This is a genomic window from Fructobacillus evanidus (genome assembly GCF_963580165.1).
Taxonomy (GTDB): Bacteria; Bacillota; Bacilli; order Lactobacillales; family Lactobacillaceae; genus Fructobacillus; species Fructobacillus evanidus.
On sequence record NZ_CAUZLM010000008.1, the window covers coordinates 59,069 to 73,271 of the forward strand.

28 protein-coding genes and 2 pseudogenes are annotated in these 14,203 nt (G+C 37.6%); 8 read left to right on the forward strand and 22 right to left on the reverse strand.

The features are described from left to right. Window positions 1-11 precede the first annotated feature (11 nt). From AABI08_RS06835 to AABI08_RS06910, 16 genes and pseudogenes are all read right to left on the reverse strand, one after another. On the reverse strand, window positions 12-227 hold the full coding sequence (locus AABI08_RS06835) for a hypothetical protein (protein ID WP_338344570.1): 216 nt from the start codon (window positions 225-227) through the stop codon (window positions 12-14). Further along, complete coding sequence (locus AABI08_RS06840) at window positions 228-662, reverse strand: hypothetical protein (RefSeq protein WP_338344572.1); 435 nt, start codon at window positions 660-662, stop codon at window positions 228-230. Continuing rightward, on the reverse strand, window positions 659-814 hold the full coding sequence (locus AABI08_RS06845; protein WP_338344574.1) for a hypothetical protein: 156 nt from the start codon (window positions 812-814) through the stop codon (window positions 659-661). Before AABI08_RS06845 ends, AABI08_RS06840 begins: the two co-directional genes overlap by 4 nt. Before the next feature lie 11 nt (window positions 815-825). Then, window positions 826-969 carry a hypothetical protein gene (locus tag AABI08_RS06850; RefSeq protein WP_338344288.1) on the reverse strand — a complete coding sequence of 48 codons (144 nt, stop codon included), beginning with the start codon at window positions 967-969 and terminating at the stop codon, window positions 826-828. Continuing rightward, window positions 970-1,395, reverse strand: a complete 426-nt coding sequence (locus AABI08_RS06855) for a hypothetical protein (RefSeq protein ID WP_338344576.1) — start codon at window positions 1,393-1,395, stop codon at window positions 970-972. It abuts the gene before it with no gap. Further along, a complete protein-coding gene (locus AABI08_RS06860; RefSeq protein ID WP_338344577.1) occupies window positions 1,392-2,084 on the reverse strand; it encodes a putative HNHc nuclease in 693 nt (230 codons plus the stop codon). The genes AABI08_RS06855 and AABI08_RS06860 overlap by 4 nt, the downstream gene beginning before the upstream one ends. 9 nt (window positions 2,085-2,093) lie before the next feature. Then, window positions 2,094-2,291, reverse strand: a complete 198-nt coding sequence (locus AABI08_RS06865; RefSeq protein WP_338344579.1) for a hypothetical protein — start codon at window positions 2,289-2,291, stop codon at window positions 2,094-2,096. Between the two features lie 141 nt (window positions 2,292-2,432). After that, entirely contained in the window at window positions 2,433-2,591 is a 159-nt protein-coding gene (locus AABI08_RS06870; RefSeq protein ID WP_338344581.1) for a hypothetical protein, read from the reverse strand. Beyond that, window positions 2,588-3,412 (reverse strand): ATP-binding protein, encoded by an 825-nt coding sequence (locus AABI08_RS06875; protein WP_338344583.1) that lies wholly within the window; start codon window positions 3,410-3,412, stop codon window positions 2,588-2,590. Before AABI08_RS06875 ends, AABI08_RS06870 begins: the two co-directional genes overlap by 4 nt. A gap of 8 nt (window positions 3,413-3,420) precedes the next feature. Continuing rightward, window positions 3,421-4,167 (reverse strand): helix-turn-helix domain-containing protein, encoded by a 747-nt coding sequence (locus AABI08_RS06880; RefSeq protein WP_338344585.1) that lies wholly within the window; start codon window positions 4,165-4,167, stop codon window positions 3,421-3,423. Window positions 4,168-4,197: 30 nt separating this feature from the next. Beyond that, window positions 4,198-4,617: pseudogene (ssb, locus tag AABI08_RS06885) on the reverse strand (single-stranded DNA-binding protein); the annotation flags it as partial. Continuing rightward, the gene (locus AABI08_RS06890; RefSeq protein WP_338344587.1) at window positions 4,610-5,263 is read right to left on the reverse strand and encodes an ERF family protein; all 654 of its coding nucleotides are present in this window, start codon (window positions 5,261-5,263) and stop codon (window positions 4,610-4,612) included. The gene AABI08_RS06890 and the pseudogene ssb, both read right to left, overlap by 8 nt. 9 nt (window positions 5,264-5,272) lie before the next feature. Continuing rightward, window positions 5,273-5,545 carry a hypothetical protein gene (locus AABI08_RS06895; protein WP_338344589.1) on the reverse strand — a complete coding sequence of 91 codons (273 nt, stop codon included), beginning with the start codon at window positions 5,543-5,545 and terminating at the stop codon, window positions 5,273-5,275. A 15-nt stretch (window positions 5,546-5,560) separates the two neighbouring features. Next, on the reverse strand, window positions 5,561-5,746 hold the full coding sequence (locus tag AABI08_RS06900) for a helix-turn-helix domain-containing protein (protein ID WP_338344591.1): 186 nt from the start codon (window positions 5,744-5,746) through the stop codon (window positions 5,561-5,563). A gap of 60 nt (window positions 5,747-5,806) precedes the next feature. After that, window positions 5,807-6,025, reverse strand: a complete 219-nt coding sequence (locus AABI08_RS06905) for a hypothetical protein (RefSeq protein ID WP_338344593.1) — start codon at window positions 6,023-6,025, stop codon at window positions 5,807-5,809. A gap of 14 nt (window positions 6,026-6,039) precedes the next feature. Beyond that, entirely contained in the window at window positions 6,040-6,246 is a 207-nt protein-coding gene (locus AABI08_RS06910; RefSeq protein WP_338344595.1) for a hypothetical protein, read from the reverse strand. Between the two features lie 57 nt (window positions 6,247-6,303). On the opposite strand from AABI08_RS06910, the gene AABI08_RS06915 reads away from it, so the two are divergent. Next, window positions 6,304-6,747, forward strand: a complete 444-nt coding sequence (locus tag AABI08_RS06915) for a hypothetical protein (protein WP_338344597.1) — start codon at window positions 6,304-6,306, stop codon at window positions 6,745-6,747. Here AABI08_RS06915 and AABI08_RS06920 read toward each other — a convergent pair. The 3 genes from AABI08_RS06920 to AABI08_RS06930 are packed head-to-tail and all read right to left on the reverse strand — an operon-like array spanning window position 6,736 to window position 7,887. Next, on the reverse strand, window positions 6,736-6,864 hold the full coding sequence (locus AABI08_RS06920) for a hypothetical protein (protein WP_338344599.1): 129 nt from the start codon (window positions 6,862-6,864) through the stop codon (window positions 6,736-6,738). The genes AABI08_RS06915 and AABI08_RS06920 overlap by 12 nt on opposite strands. Window positions 6,865-6,901: 37 nt before the next feature. Then, window positions 6,902-7,672 (reverse strand): phage antirepressor KilAC domain-containing protein, encoded by a 771-nt coding sequence (locus AABI08_RS06925; protein WP_338344601.1) that lies wholly within the window; start codon window positions 7,670-7,672, stop codon window positions 6,902-6,904. A gap of 11 nt (window positions 7,673-7,683) precedes the next feature. After that, complete coding sequence (locus AABI08_RS06930) at window positions 7,684-7,887, reverse strand: helix-turn-helix domain-containing protein (RefSeq protein ID WP_047975081.1); 204 nt, start codon at window positions 7,885-7,887, stop codon at window positions 7,684-7,686. Between the two features lie 260 nt (window positions 7,888-8,147). Here AABI08_RS06930 and AABI08_RS06935 point away from each other — a divergent pair, with 260 nt between their 5' ends. The 7 genes from AABI08_RS06935 (at window position 8,148) to AABI08_RS06965 (ending at window position 12,330) form a co-directional block, all read left to right on the forward strand. Beyond that, on the forward strand, window positions 8,148-8,480 hold the full coding sequence (locus AABI08_RS06935) for a helix-turn-helix domain-containing protein (RefSeq protein WP_338344603.1): 333 nt from the start codon (window positions 8,148-8,150) through the stop codon (window positions 8,478-8,480). Beyond that, the gene (locus tag AABI08_RS06940) at window positions 8,481-9,242 is read left to right on the forward strand and encodes an ImmA/IrrE family metallo-endopeptidase (RefSeq protein WP_338344605.1); all 762 of its coding nucleotides are present in this window, start codon (window positions 8,481-8,483) and stop codon (window positions 9,240-9,242) included. A 1-nt stretch (window position 9,243) separates the two neighbouring features. Further along, window positions 9,244-9,954: an ion transporter gene (locus tag AABI08_RS06945; protein ID WP_338344607.1), complete on the forward strand. Its 711-nt coding sequence runs from the start codon at window positions 9,244-9,246 to the stop codon at window positions 9,952-9,954. Then, window positions 9,941-10,087, forward strand: a complete 147-nt coding sequence (locus AABI08_RS06950; protein ID WP_338344609.1) for a hypothetical protein — start codon at window positions 9,941-9,943, stop codon at window positions 10,085-10,087. The genes AABI08_RS06945 and AABI08_RS06950 overlap by 14 nt, the downstream gene beginning before the upstream one ends. A 260-nt stretch (window positions 10,088-10,347) precedes the next feature. Beyond that, window positions 10,348-10,911 (forward strand): MscL family protein, encoded by a 564-nt coding sequence (locus AABI08_RS06955; protein ID WP_338344611.1) that lies wholly within the window; start codon window positions 10,348-10,350, stop codon window positions 10,909-10,911. Between the two features lie 93 nt (window positions 10,912-11,004). Next, on the forward strand, window positions 11,005-11,175 hold the full coding sequence (locus AABI08_RS06960) for a hypothetical protein (protein ID WP_338344613.1): 171 nt from the start codon (window positions 11,005-11,007) through the stop codon (window positions 11,173-11,175). Between the two features lie 81 nt (window positions 11,176-11,256). Then, the gene (locus AABI08_RS06965) at window positions 11,257-12,330 is read left to right on the forward strand and encodes a site-specific integrase (protein WP_338344615.1); all 1,074 of its coding nucleotides are present in this window, start codon (window positions 11,257-11,259) and stop codon (window positions 12,328-12,330) included. Window positions 12,331-12,721: 391 nt separating this feature from the next. On the opposite strand, the gene AABI08_RS06970 is transcribed toward AABI08_RS06965, so the two are convergent. The 3 genes and pseudogenes from AABI08_RS06970 to AABI08_RS08440 form a co-directional block, all read right to left on the reverse strand. Continuing rightward, window positions 12,722-12,886 carry a hypothetical protein gene (locus tag AABI08_RS06970; protein WP_158531858.1) on the reverse strand — a complete coding sequence of 55 codons (165 nt, stop codon included), beginning with the start codon at window positions 12,884-12,886 and terminating at the stop codon, window positions 12,722-12,724. Window positions 12,887-12,902: 16 nt separating this feature from the next. Next, complete coding sequence (locus tag AABI08_RS06975) at window positions 12,903-13,928, reverse strand: DUF6287 domain-containing protein (protein WP_338344382.1); 1,026 nt, start codon at window positions 13,926-13,928, stop codon at window positions 12,903-12,905. A 170-nt stretch (window positions 13,929-14,098) separates the two neighbouring features. Next, window positions 14,099-14,203, reverse strand: a pseudogene (locus tag AABI08_RS08440) (IS30 family transposase); the annotation flags it as partial.

A 14,203-nucleotide genomic window follows, 5' to 3' on the forward strand; every position in this document is an offset into this window, starting at 1 on the left:
GTTTAAATCGTTTATTCCTCCATCTCTTCATATCCCAATACATAAGCATCGCCAATGTCATCAAAGTCAACATTAATTAAGTCGTCATCAGATAAGTCATCATCAGATAATTCATCATGCAAATAATTTTTAATAATTCTTCCAAGGCCAACTTCTTGAACAATTTCAATCAGTTCTACTTCTCGTTTATTCAATTTAGGCTGTAATCTACATGCTACTGTTGCCATTTATTCCACCTCTTCCCGGTCAAACATATCTGGGTTGTAGCCCCATTCACGCATTTCTGACTCCGTTATTGGGTCAGGTGTTGTTTTGCTTTTAAAATCAGTTAAAATGCCACCAGTATTAACAATTTTGTACAAAATAAGGCAATCATTTTCACTGTCCTTCTTTTTTGTCTTCCAGATATACTCCTTCTCTTTCTCGACAAATTGGTCATGAGCCCAATCACGGGTTAGAGGATTAGCAATGGCCATTGTTACTGGCCAATTATCAGTAAATTTTGAAAATGATGGATAGTTACCTTCTAACGCTGTGTACAAATTTAAAGAATCATGTACTCCAGCATCCATCAACCCATAATCAACTTCTTCTTCATCCGTTATTTTTTCAAAAGCAGATACTATTTTTCGATATTCCTTTTCGGTAAATTCGTTCATCATTCTTCCTCTTCAACATTGTCATCAATCGTTTTAGAAACAGCATCCAAAATCAAATTCATGACCCTTTGTTTTTCTTTAAAATCTAATTTTTTATTGCTTAATACATATTGGATGTCTTGGTTAATGCTGAAATACGCATTCTCAATATTCATGCTTAGTCTCATCACTCCACCTCTTCATCAAGTGTGACTATTGCCACGTAATCATCTGAATAATTACCAGCTTCGTCATAAGCCTCTTCATAAGTTAAATCTCTGTATTCAAAAGTTTCAAAATCTCCATAAACTGTAACTTTATATTTTTCCATTTATTCCACCTCTTCTCGTTCAAACATATCTGGGTTGAAGCACGCTTCTCGTACTTCTGATTCTGTAAATGGGGTGCACGGTTTAGTTGATGGATAAAATATTTCAATCGGATAACTTTCTGAACTCTTCACTAAAACCCGGAACTTCCCGTTTGGCAAATGATTCTTAGAAATCCAGTAATACTTCTTCTCTTTCTCAACGTACTTTTCCTTAGCTTCTTCACGAGTAGCTGGGTTAGCAATCGCCATAATTTCTTGATTTTGCAAATTAAAATCTGGATAAAAAACGTTATCCTGATCTGGCGCTTCCATTCTTAATAATTCTTCAAAATCAACACGACTATCAATAAGTCCAAAAACTTCGTTTGCCGCATTATCCCCAGCCTTTGCAATTGCTCGATATTGTTCTTCAGTAAATTTCTTCATCTCTTCTCCTCTTTCTTGACAACATGCAAGTGGTAAATCTTGGCAATTCGTTCATCAACTGGCACGCCCTGCAAATGGTAGTAATTCATAAATCGCTCAATTCCCCAGTCTTTTGAATGTTGCTGTTGATGATGTTGGTGACAAAGTGCCATGCCTGGCCAGCCAAGATGGTTCATCTTCTGTCGACTATTCACGAACCCAATCGCCTTACAATGAGCGAACTCAATACCCTTGCTAGTTCCGCATATAACGCATTTTTTGTTAATCAGGCATGAATACTCGAACCGCCTTCCAACGTCGCCCTCAAGCTCGTTTACGGGCATTCTGGACAGCGCTACATTGTGCGCTAGGCTAAAGTCCAATAACATGCTGATGAACTCGTTGGCATCTGTTCGATTACCTAATCGAGTTGACAGGCTGATATAGTCCAAATCGTTATCAAGGCAATACTCAGCTTTGAAATAGTTCTCGACAGCTTTGTTATCTCCTGCCCAGAAGCCACCAATATCAGATTTAGCAATGTCGGCCATAATGGCATAGGCGAACTTACGTTGCTGGGCAGTGATTGAATGCTCATCACGAAACACCACGCCTACTGAGTCGGTATAGAAATCTGTATCAACATCATCATCTAATTGAATTGTTAGTATATTGCCCCGCCTGCTAAGAACCTTACCTGGCGCTTCCATTCAACCACCTCAATCACCGTAATAGGCAAACCGCCACAGCTTCTGGCAATTCGTGTCCGAGAAGTTCCGCCGGTTTTCGCCATAGAATCGTCTAATCTGCGTTTTGCTAATACCAATCTTCTTAGCCAACTGCGAATCAGCTAGCGTAGTTGATCGTCGTGCCGTCCACAAACGGTTGTCCATCTTGTCGCTAATTTCTTTCGTCATCTCATAACCTCTCAATCGTCAATTTATAAATCCGACCGCCCACTTCGATGTGCTGATTAGCTATAATGCCAGATAGAACTGTATGTTCCATCGCTTCAACAGCCTTTGTTGCGACTCGTTCTTTTTCGTTTTTAATCATAATTATTTATTAACCTGCCGCCACTTGACATAGGGCTTGCCTGCTTCCGCCATTTCACTGTTGAAGCTGTTAATTGCTCTGTCCGCAATTTGTTCGTTTTCATATGTCTTCCGACTAAATTCAAAGCCGTCAATAAACATTGCTACTGTTACTTCGTTCACTCTCGCAAGTCCTCCATTCCTCCAAATATCAATTGATTCGCTTCTTTCTTTGCGATTAGTCGGCTGATAATCTTCTCATGATAAGAATGTTCCAGGCTGTTGTTTCCGCCTGTAATTTTCTGGTTAGTTGTGACAATGTTTGTCTTTGTCCGCTTACCAAATTCATCTTTGGCCTGACGTGCATCAGCAACTTCAAAGAAAAATTTCTGCAGTGGTTCACTAGCTGACTTATCAGTGTTACCCATTCCTCCAGCTTCACTTCCGAAGTCATCTAGCACTAGCACATCAACCTTCTTCATCAGTTCCTTGGCGTAGCGCAAACGCTCTTGTTGCTGATAATCGTTGAAGTTGTGTACCTTGTCCGACAATGCCACTGTGCTAACGAACATAACTGTCTTGTCTGAATGTTCTTTCAGAGCTTGCATCATTGCCAGTGTTAGTGCTGTCTTACCAGTTCCAGCATTGCCTGCCAGCAAGATATTAAGACCTGAACCGTCAATCACTCGCTTGGTGAGTTTCCTGGCCTTTAGCTTTAGTTCTTCGGCCTTGGCCACATTGTCTTGCTGGTTTGGATCCCAGTGGTCGAAATCAAACTTCTGTCGTCCACCGCCACCCCAAATGCTCCAGGTTTCAAACTTCTTGTGTTCTGATGCCTTTAGCTTTTGGTATGCTTCCTGGTCAACCTTTGCTTCTCGCATCTTGATGTAAGTCTTCATTTCTTCGTCATTTAGTCCGCTCAGCTTCTGCTTAGCCCGCTTGTATGCAGGAACAGACTCAAAGCTTGATTCAATCCCTTTCACAGCATTAGCTAAACTTTCCATCTATCCTCCTAAAAGTCCCAATCACCATAGGCCTTGGTTAAGTCTTGGTTGCCAATCGTTCCTGATGATTGAGTCGTATACTCGTCTTCCCACCCAGCTTGATTGAACCAAGTATCAGCATTCTTGATGTACCGATTATCTGTGCCTTGCGATTTTAGCTGTCTAATATAGCTATTAAGTCCTGACTTAATCTCATCGTGCTTAACGCCATCTTTGATTGCTTTCTTGTATTTTGTAAACGAGGTCTTTTTATTCCCTCTTGGTCGCTTCGGATAGATTTCCCAAATCTCGGCAAATTGATTTTTTAATTCACTCTCCAAAGGCTTTGCCTTTGATAGTGTTTTATTACTTGTATTATTAATTGTAGTATTCTCTGTATTATTATCTCGGAACTTTTGTTCGTTAACTTCTGGAACTTTTGTTCCATATGTTCTTGAACTTTTGTTCGTTATGTTATGGAAAATATCTTCGTTACCATCAGCTAACTTGATATAACGTCTTACAATTCGTTCCCCTTTTCGTTGAACATCACGGTGAATGTAACCTCCTTTTTCTAAAGAAGAAAGCCATTTTTGCACAGCTCTTATGCTGACGTTATAAAGATTTGCGAAGTATTCATCACCAGCCCAGCAATATCCTTTTTGATTTGTCAGAGCTGTAATTTCTCCATACAGGAGTATTGCTTTTGGAACTAATTCAGAATCATATCTGATGTGGGCTGGAATAATAGCGTAATAATTTGGTTGTTCATTCATAATTACCACCTATACCAATCAGAAAGGCAGGTCGTCATCACTGATCTCAACTCCACCATTGTTTACTGGCGCTGATGATTGCTTTTCAGGTTGTGACGTTCCATTTTCTTCTCGTCGCTTATCGGATTCCGACTTTGATTCAAGCAGTGAGAAGTTATCGACTACTACTTCGGTCACATACACTCGCTGTCCTTGGTTGTTTTCATAGTTACGTGTTTGCAACCGTCCTTCGATTGCAACCTGCGCTCCTTTGCCAGTAAAGTTAGCGAAGTTTTCGGCTGGTTTACGCCAGATAACAGCGTTGATGAAGTCTGCTTCACGTTCACCATCGCTGTTCTTAAATGGACGATTAACGGCCAATGTGAACGAACCAACCGCCGTACCAGACTGCGTGTACCGAAGTTCAACATCCTTGGTCATTCGTCCAATCAATACCACTCGATTAATCATTAGTAATTTCCTCCAAATCTTCATTCATCGCATACTTGATTGCTCCGAATAGGGCATTAGCTTTGGCAAAACTCAATTTTTTAACCTGGTTAGCGCCTTCGTTGTTCATTCCCAACGTTGCCCAAATCATTTCTAATTTGTTTTTATCTACCGTTCTTAACAATTCGATACATTTAGCTTGCACCCTAGTTCTGGACTCCTTTTCGCCTTCCAAATGCTTTTGAAGTTCAGTCATTTCCTCGCCGTCATCATCTTCATCTTTTGGTGTAACTCCAAAGGCTGCCATCAATGATCCACGCTTAGCATACGTAGCTGCCTTCATCGCTTCCTGACTGTTATTGCTACCGCTTACTGGAAGGCCTTCAATCATCATGTATTCGCCTGATGTATGAGTAATAATCGTCATTACCTGCATGTGTTCTTTTCCGTCAGGTCCAAGTTCGGAGTTAACGCTCTGAACAAATGCAATACCTGCGTTGCTCTCTTTATTTGCCCTGCGGATGGCATTAGCTACATCATTCAAGTCCGCATATTTAGAACCGTGTACACCAGTCTTGGTCTTATCTGGTTGTTTCATGGCCATTTGTAACTTATATAAGCCATCGTTCAATTCTGGAGTTGGCTTAAATTCAATGTTTTGTCGCATTTCTTTCTCCTAAAAATAAATTGTCTCGATTGAGTAACTAGTTAGATCTTCTGAATCCAAGAACTCGCCTAAATCAGAGTCCAATACATACTGGAATTGATAGCCATATTTTTTGATGTGCTTCAAAAATGGTCCTAAATTAGACTTTTCAATTTCATCAAGGCTTAGTTGTCCATGACTCCAAACGTTAAGATGAGTCACTGACTGATTCTTGCTCGCCCATTCATCATATTCATGTAAGTGTTGGTCGAGACCGTCTGCGACCATGTTCCCTGTAGTCATTGCATGTCCTCCGTTCTATCTAAATTCGTCCAAACTAATTTCAAGAGCATCCGCTATTTTGACCATATAGCTGAAACTTGGTTGCTGATTCTTGTTTCGCTTGATAGAGTAAATGCTCTGATACGGCAAACCCGTTTCTTTGGCTAGCCAATATGTTGTCTTATTTTTCTTGTTCAATTGTTTTTCAATTTTTTCCCACATAAATTAGTTTTCTCCGTGGTATAATGGATGCATAAATTATTTTTATGGATAAATTTATGCCTAAGCTCGCTCTGCTAAGCGGGCTTTTTTTGCGCGCTTTAAATCTCGTTTTGCCAGCCGCTTACCCTGATGAGCAAGATCGTTGGTAATATCGTTCTTAATGTCATAGTCATCGAACAACGGTGCTCGCTTGTAGTATTTGATGGCCAGACATGACAGGATCACAACGCCTACAGCTATGATGGTCATCAGCGCATCATTGAATTGCATTAGTGTCATAATTTCCTCCTTTCTTATGCGTAACGATTGGCCTTCTTAAAGAAATAATTTCTAAGAGCTAATCCATCCCAAACTGGATGAGTCTTTCCGCCACTTATCGGCTTAGGAAAACCTTTTTTATTCTTATAATTCCTTCGAAAGGTATCGTTTGACTTGATTTCAAGTTCGGCCATTGCTTGTTGCTGCGTATATTGTCGGTCTGGCTTAAATCGTTCCCACATACCATTACCTCCTTTATTTTTGGTATTCTTAACTAATAAATAGTTAGGAGAACTTTTATGTCTAAAATAAATTACTACCGAGACAAAATTTTGAGATACATTTACCTACAACCAGAAGTTGAGGTCTCAATGTCTAAAATTCAGAGAAAGTTTAATAAAATTACTGTTGATGAGTTTGAAAGCCTATATCATGAATATTCCGATGAAGGGTTAATCAAATTGGGTCCAAAAGGAACGATTAACATGTTTACTGTAGGCGCTGTCTCCGATGATGATCCCTCGTCACAACCTGTTTCAGTCGAGTCAAAAGCAACTGATCGTTATTCAACAGTCCTATTAACATTGAAAGGTAGAGAAATAGTTGAACATAACAAGAAATTAGTGATGACAAGTTGGTCTAAAATGATCGCTAACCCAATGATTGCCATTATTATTTCTTATATCATCGGGATTTTAACTAGCACTCCAGTAAAAGCTATTATTCGACAACTACTTAATTAAGAACGAAGAAGTAATTAATCCTAGAACATAGCCAGCAATCGACAAAGCCACTTTGTATCCTGCTAATTCGTGCTGCATGATGTAATAATCATCTTCATCAAACGATTGTTTTTTCATTCTTAATTTCTCCTTTGTGTAAATCGAATCAATGTAATCACGCCGTCTCTTCATGACTCAAAAATTTGTTGACAAAATAAATTTGTCCTTTCCCCGTGACTTTTGTAGTGCTTGTTGTTCGTACTGACCCATCGGGGTTGTTGATAGTTCTTGTTTTTGTTTCCATGATTTCTAGAGCTAAGCTCTTTTGTGTTGGCAAGTTACGCTGTTCACCTCGACTGATCAAATATCCATGTTCTCGAAGCCATGAGAACAATCGATTTTGACCAATTTCAACTCCGTTTTGCTTAATCATCTTGGCAAGCTGCCCGATTAGAACGCTGTTAGTACTTGTGTCAACGGCATCAGCAAACAGTGCTTTTGGCTTCATTTCTGAAATTTGCAAATCTTTTGCTTTTAGTTGTTCTCCAGCCTGAATAAGTAAATCTGATAGCGTGTTATCACGATTGGTAATCAATGCTTTTGCTTTTTCATCAGTCATGTAAGCACCATGCTTTCGAATGCTTGGCAGGACTTCTGATGTGACCCACTTTTTGAATCGCTTTGCACTGTCTAACTTGCTTCCAAAGATAAGAGCATATATACCAGACTCGTTAATTAACGTCGTTTCCTGTGTTCGTCCGAGTTTATCGGTGACGCCCTGTTTTAGGGCGTCATCTTCATCAACGTGTTTGTTAATTGCGTTGCGTGATTTTGAGTAACCCAATGTATCCGCTACATCTTTACCAACGAACCATGGTTCATTATCAATTAATACTGTTCGTACTTCGTTGCTTTCAAAATTGAAAGCTTTTACTTCGTTTGCCATTGCTTTCCTCCTTACAACTCAATTCCCAAAATCTTTGCTGTTCGCTTTTGAATATCAATGTCTAATGGCGTTGAATTCCCTGAAAGTGCTCGGCTAACTTGTTGGGGTGAAACATGCAACATCTCAGCAATTTCGACTTGCTTCATACCTCGTTCAGTCAACGCAAGCTTGAACTTCATTTTTACCTTTGATGATGCCTGCTCAAGTTCTGTCATTTGTTTTTTCTCCTTTCGTTGTAATTTCTTCATCAAGTTGTTGACTAACTTTTACAGTAGTTGTAAAATCAGGTCATAACAAATAAACAATAAAAAGCTTCTACACCAACAATCAGACCGCCAAGTTAGATTTATAAGTGCTTGTTTTTTGTTGCTTAATTACTTGATGAACTAATAATAACAACCATTGTAAAAACTGTCAACGATATTTTTATAACTGTTGTAAAATTTAGGCTCGTCAAATTAGGAGAATCATTGATATGACTGTATTTGATAGGACTAAAAAAATTTCAAAATTAAGGGGTTTTAGTTTGCAAAAAACTGCCGAAAAAGCAGGATTAAGCCAAAACGCCATCTATAATTGGAAAACAAAAGAGCCAAGTAACGTTTCTTTGAAAGCTGTTGCCAGCGTTCTTGGTGTTTCAACCGATTATTTAACTGGTAAAACTGACGATTTTGATAACAACGATAAAAATAATGAGGACGCTCAAACTTTTTTTAGAGTTGATTTATCAGATATTGATCCCGATAAAAGAGAAAAAGCTAAAGAGCGTATTGAAAAATTCAAGGAATTTTTGATGGAGGACATGTAATTGAATTATGACGAATTCAAAGAAACTTATGAATTGATAAATCGAAAATTTGAAAAATTGCAAGAAGAAGTTGCTTCATATAAGGGTGTTACAATTCCATATTTGTACTACACAGATTTTGTCGATTATGCAATGAATAAATTAGGAATAAAGTTTCAAAATACTAGTATGCCAGATGAGTTAGCTGACAAAATGTCTGGAATGCTAATTGTTGCGAATGGAAAAAAGAAAGTCGTTGTCAATAAAAAAACTCATCCCAATCGTCAACACTTTACTTTAATGCATGAGCTTTCTCATGCTTTATTACATGCAGATTTGAACAAAAGCCAAAGTTTTTCAGATTTACTAGACGACAATAGCTATTCAGAAGATGAACAGCTTGATGAAGCTGAAGCCAATATTGGTGCAGGAATTTTAATGGCAAACGATATGGCCCTCCATCATGCAATTATTGATAATTACAATTTTTATAATTTTGCAAGAAATGTGGGAATGAGTTCCAGCGCTCTTTACTTTCGGACAAGACAATTTTTATCCGCTAATTTTGGAATGAATATAAACGGTTATGACACCATAAAATTAACAAATTTGTGTGAAAAATACGGTTTTGGAATTATTTTAGAAAAAATTGGGGAATCATATAGAGGATTCTTTGATAGAAGAATGGAAGAACGCGGCGAAAAATTTTGTGATTTAACAATACTTGAGTTTAATAATCCTTATTTTCAAAGACCATCCTGGCTTCTACAAAATATGAGTTAATATGAAAAAAATATACTATGCTTCAGTTTTTACATTTGCGCTCACGTCAGTAGCGTTGGCATTGTTAGACATCACAAATCTAATCAGTATCAATAAGCCACCCTTTTTCATTATTGATAAATTTATTTTGATTTTCTTCTGGGTTGATTATGTAGCACGGTTTACCAAAGCTGAAAATAAAAAAGTTTTTTTCGAAGAAAATATTTTTGATCTATTGGCCATTATCCCCTTTGATTCCGTCTTTTCGATGTTCCGAATTGCTCGAACCATTCGGCTACTGAAATTATTGCGTTTTGTACGAATTGTTGGATTTGCTGGTCGCTTCAAGAAAAATGTAGCTAAATTCTTCAATACTAATGGCTTTATCTACTTAATGAGCTTTGCCATTGCTCTTATACTTTTGTCCGCTGGCCTATACTCGCTGGCAGAAAATATCAATTATGGTAATGCTCTCTGGTGGGCTATCGTGACCACAACGACCGTTGGATATGGCGATATATCCCCTTCAACATCTATTGGCAAAGGAATTGCCATTGTTCTGATGTTTGTCGGAATTGGACTGATTGGGGCAATTACCAGTACCGTGACATCGTTCTTCACTCAGCAGCAGGCTGAAGAATCCGAAGAAAAAATAAATCAGCAATTTGCATCAATTAACGCTAAATTAGATAGAATAGAAAGAAAACTAGGAGGAAATGATGAAAATCAATAAGAAGCAAAAATGGGTTATTGCTGTATCGGTTGTTGTTTATGTATTGGTCATTTGGGCGCATATTTCAGACATTAACGATCCAGGGAGTATCAATTACAAGGGAAACCACGTCACTAAAAGTGAAAGGAACTAAAAGATGGTATTATTAGGATTTGCATTTTTGATTTTCGGTGGCATCTATTTCTTGTTTTGGGCTTCGTTTAAAATCATGTCCTGGATACCGTATTTGCTATTGTTAGCCGGAATATGTATGGTATTCGAATTCGTTTTAGACCATTGGATTATAACGTTGGTCATTTACACAATATTAGCTGCAATCGCTTTCTACGCAGTTAGTGATGATAACCAAGAGTAACACAAGCCTTTTGGGCATACATAAAAGGAGTACACAACATGAAAAACAAATTTGATAAATCTATTTTGTCTGATATGAAAAATGACATCAAAAACAATGTGCAAGAAATCAAAACCAGTGCCAAAGACGTTAAGGAAAATGTTAAATCAAAAACCGAACAGTTATTCGATCACACGTCTTCGAACTTTGAACAGTTCAAACAGTTTATGTTCGCACCATTTTTGTTAACCTTTGTCATTTCAATCGTGATTGGGTACAACTTTAGTGATGTCATAAAGAGTCTAACAAGCTTTTTAGCAAATCTTATCGGGTATATTTGGATGTGGATTTTTGCATTTAATGGTAACCACCCTACCCACACATTAGAATCGTCATTGGTATCATTACTTCAAAACTCATTAACACTAATCTTCATTTCATATATTGTTTTCTACCTCATCAAGACAATCAACAAATACTTAAAGAAAAACAGAGAACAGCAATGGGGATATGACCAGGCACACGAAGATGCAATAAAAATCCAAAAACTTCAAGAGGAAAATATTAAGCTACAAAAACAATTAATTGAAAAGCTTGATGGTTTAAACAATAAGGAATTGTAACCACACATATTCGTTCAATAATAATTTAGACGCCCTTTGGGGCATACATACGTGCAGAAAGGAACCACGTTAAAAGCTGAAAAGGAGAGTTGTATGAAAAAATTGACACTCATTACTCTAATTGTTTCACTGATTTTGTTGTTTGCTTCGCTAACTTCTTGGATTTTGCATTCAAATAACTTTTCTATTGTCGCTTCAAACTTAGCCGTGATTATTTTGCTTATTAAAGTTTTGTGGGATAATCGACACGGATTAGATAATTAAAAAAACGCCCTTTTTGGGGCGTACATACACTTATAAGGCGTAAGCCTTTTTATTTGTACCTATTTTTGAAAAGGAGTCATTATGGCTAGTATTTACAAACGTTCAAACAATTGGACAGTTGAAATCGTTTATCGAGTCGATGGCGTTCGTAAAAAGAAGCGTAAATCTGGATTCACAACCAAGGTAGAAGCGCAAAAGTGGGCAAATTTAATTGAGTCTAAAAAATATTCGGGTGAGTTATCATCAACATCAAAATTATTCTATCCAACGATGCTTCAGTGGTATCAGATTTTTAAAGAGCCAAAAATCGCCCGTGCAACAAAACTGTGGTTCAATACCGTACTAAAATTAGTTGAAAAGGAATGGCCTGATAAATTAGTATCAGATATTCGATCAGCAGACTTCCAACAGTTGCTAAATAAATACGGTCAGACACATGTTAAGGTGTCCACCAAGCGAGTAAACAATATTATCTCTGAGTTCGGCAGATATGCTTTTGATGAAGGCTACACAACCCGTGATTTTACTCGAAACGTTTATAACACTGGCAAGGTTGAAAGCAAAACATCTGAAATGAAATTCCTTGAAAATGATGAATTTCAAAAGCTGATAAAACGTGCTAAACAAAGTGATTCTGTCTCTGCACATATGATATTAACTGCCTGTCTAACAGGTATGAGATACGCTGAAATAGCAGGATTAAAGCCAGAAAATATTGATCTAAACAACAAAACAATTAGTATCGTTGAAACGTGGGACCAAGTTAGTCACAAATTTAAACCGACTAAAACCAAATCGTCAGTCAGAACAATATCGATACCTGATGATTTAGTAGATGAATTTAACAAATGGCAGTTTGGAGATGAATTTGTTTTTCAAGGAATAAATGGCTATCCAAATACCAGCGCTGCTTGCAATAAAACATTAAAGGCTTACTTGAAGAAAGATAGTTCAAAACAAATCACCTTCCACGGTTTACGCCATACTCATGCTAGTTTTCTTCTAGCGAATGATATATCGGTTCAATACGTCTCTGAAAGATTGGGACATGCTAATACAAATATCACTCTTGGAATTTATGCTCACCTTCTTGAAGATAAACGAAATGAAGAAAATTTAAAGGCGCTAGATAAGCTAAATATACTCAATAAATGATGGGGGACAAATGGGGGACAACCTTTCAAAAATAATAGTTAAACACAGTTTTAACCTAGTTTAACTTATTCCAATCAACCAATTAAAAGCAACCTATAAACGCCTTTATATCAACGTTTGTAAAAACAACCGCTTTAAACAGGGATTAGTAGAGAAATATTGAATATGTTCCCTCAGTGCATTTAACATATTGGTTGGTCCACGTTGATAACTGCTAATATAAGACAAACCAAAAGGCGTTTGCTTTCGTGAAAGAAAGCAAACGCCTTTTATTAAAAAATAAATATTACTGCTCGTAAACAAGGTTCAGCAAGCATTGCTATTAAAACTAGCGAGTAGTCATTCACTATAAAAAACAATGATGTTACTTATACTTATGTGTATTCATTAATTAAAACTGATGCAAGAACGCAATTTTAGTCATCATCCCCCAGACAGCTAAAATTTGATCCATATTGTGCATCAACAAGACGGCAATGAGGTAAAAGGCAATTACATCAATCACCGTCACCGCTGCTAAACCTGCAATTGTTCCTACTACCGCTTTTACATTCATTGCCCTACTCCCCTTTTTATGATTGAATTAATTTTTGAACCTGCTTAAATTTGTCAGTCCCCTTATATTGCTGGTAGAGTTTTGACAGGCTTTGCGTACCCTTCGTTTGTGCATATTGATCTTGTTCAGCACCCTGAACACGTGTCCCCTGCACCTTATACGTGATTGTGTCACCATTGAAGCGGAAGTACCCTTCAGATTCATCACGATCTTCAATGTCAGATGGCACATTAAGCAGTTTCAATAGATACTTACCATTATCGTTCTGTATCTTAATACCCTTGAACGTTGTTGCTTGTTGTGAAAAACCACTGGAAGGGTTCATGACCGTTGGATTCGCCTTTTCAGCTAACAAATCAGCGACCGTTGTTTTGCCATAATTAGATTGGAAGCCGTCTGGCATTCCCAGCAAAGCTAATGTCTCCTTATCCTTTTCTGATAAGGAATCGGCTTCTTTGACAGCTTTGGTATCAACTCGGTAATAGATATTGTTATCGCTCATCTGTTGTCCTGAATATAGTCGATCTACTGTCGAGTTTGACGTATTATCCAACTCAACTCCTTTTGGAATAAAGTACAAACTGGACATGGATGATGCACCAACGTCATCACTACTTAACTTGGCTCCTACAAAAGTCTTTAAGTAGCCCTTTTCAATGGATGCATTTTTAACAGGACCTTGCTTATAGTCACCATAAACATTTTGATCTGTTCTGGATTGGCCCGAATAAACGACACTAACCAAGCCATGCTTATCGAAAGTAAAACCATTACCATCCTGATTTTGCCAAGTTCCAGCAACACTTGAGAAATCACCATTTTTAATCGCCTGAATATTCATCTTTTGCGACTTATTTGAGGACGTATCCGATGCATTCGAAGACGTTTGTTGCTTTTTTGTAACGCTAGAACTTGATTGATTCGTTGCACTCTTTGTCGTTGATGATGACTTCTGCTGACCGTTCAGCGCGTAAGCACCAACACCTATCGCCACAACAGCAGTCGCCGCCAAAATCAGTTGATGTGACCGACTAATTTTCATTTCTAAACTCCTCATCCATTTATACTATGACAATTGTATCATAATAACATATAATTGTTATAAAAACATTTCTTTAAAACTGAAATATTTCTTAATAACCCTTATTTGAAATAATGTTCTCCTTAAAATCATAATTCTGATTTCATCCGAAATTTTTTAGACATGGCAGATTACAAGTTTAATTCGAACGCATCCGTAAAAACTTCCAATGGTGTTTGATAATGATGTAATTTCATGGGCCGCTTGTTAATGAGTTCAACCGCCTCATATAATCG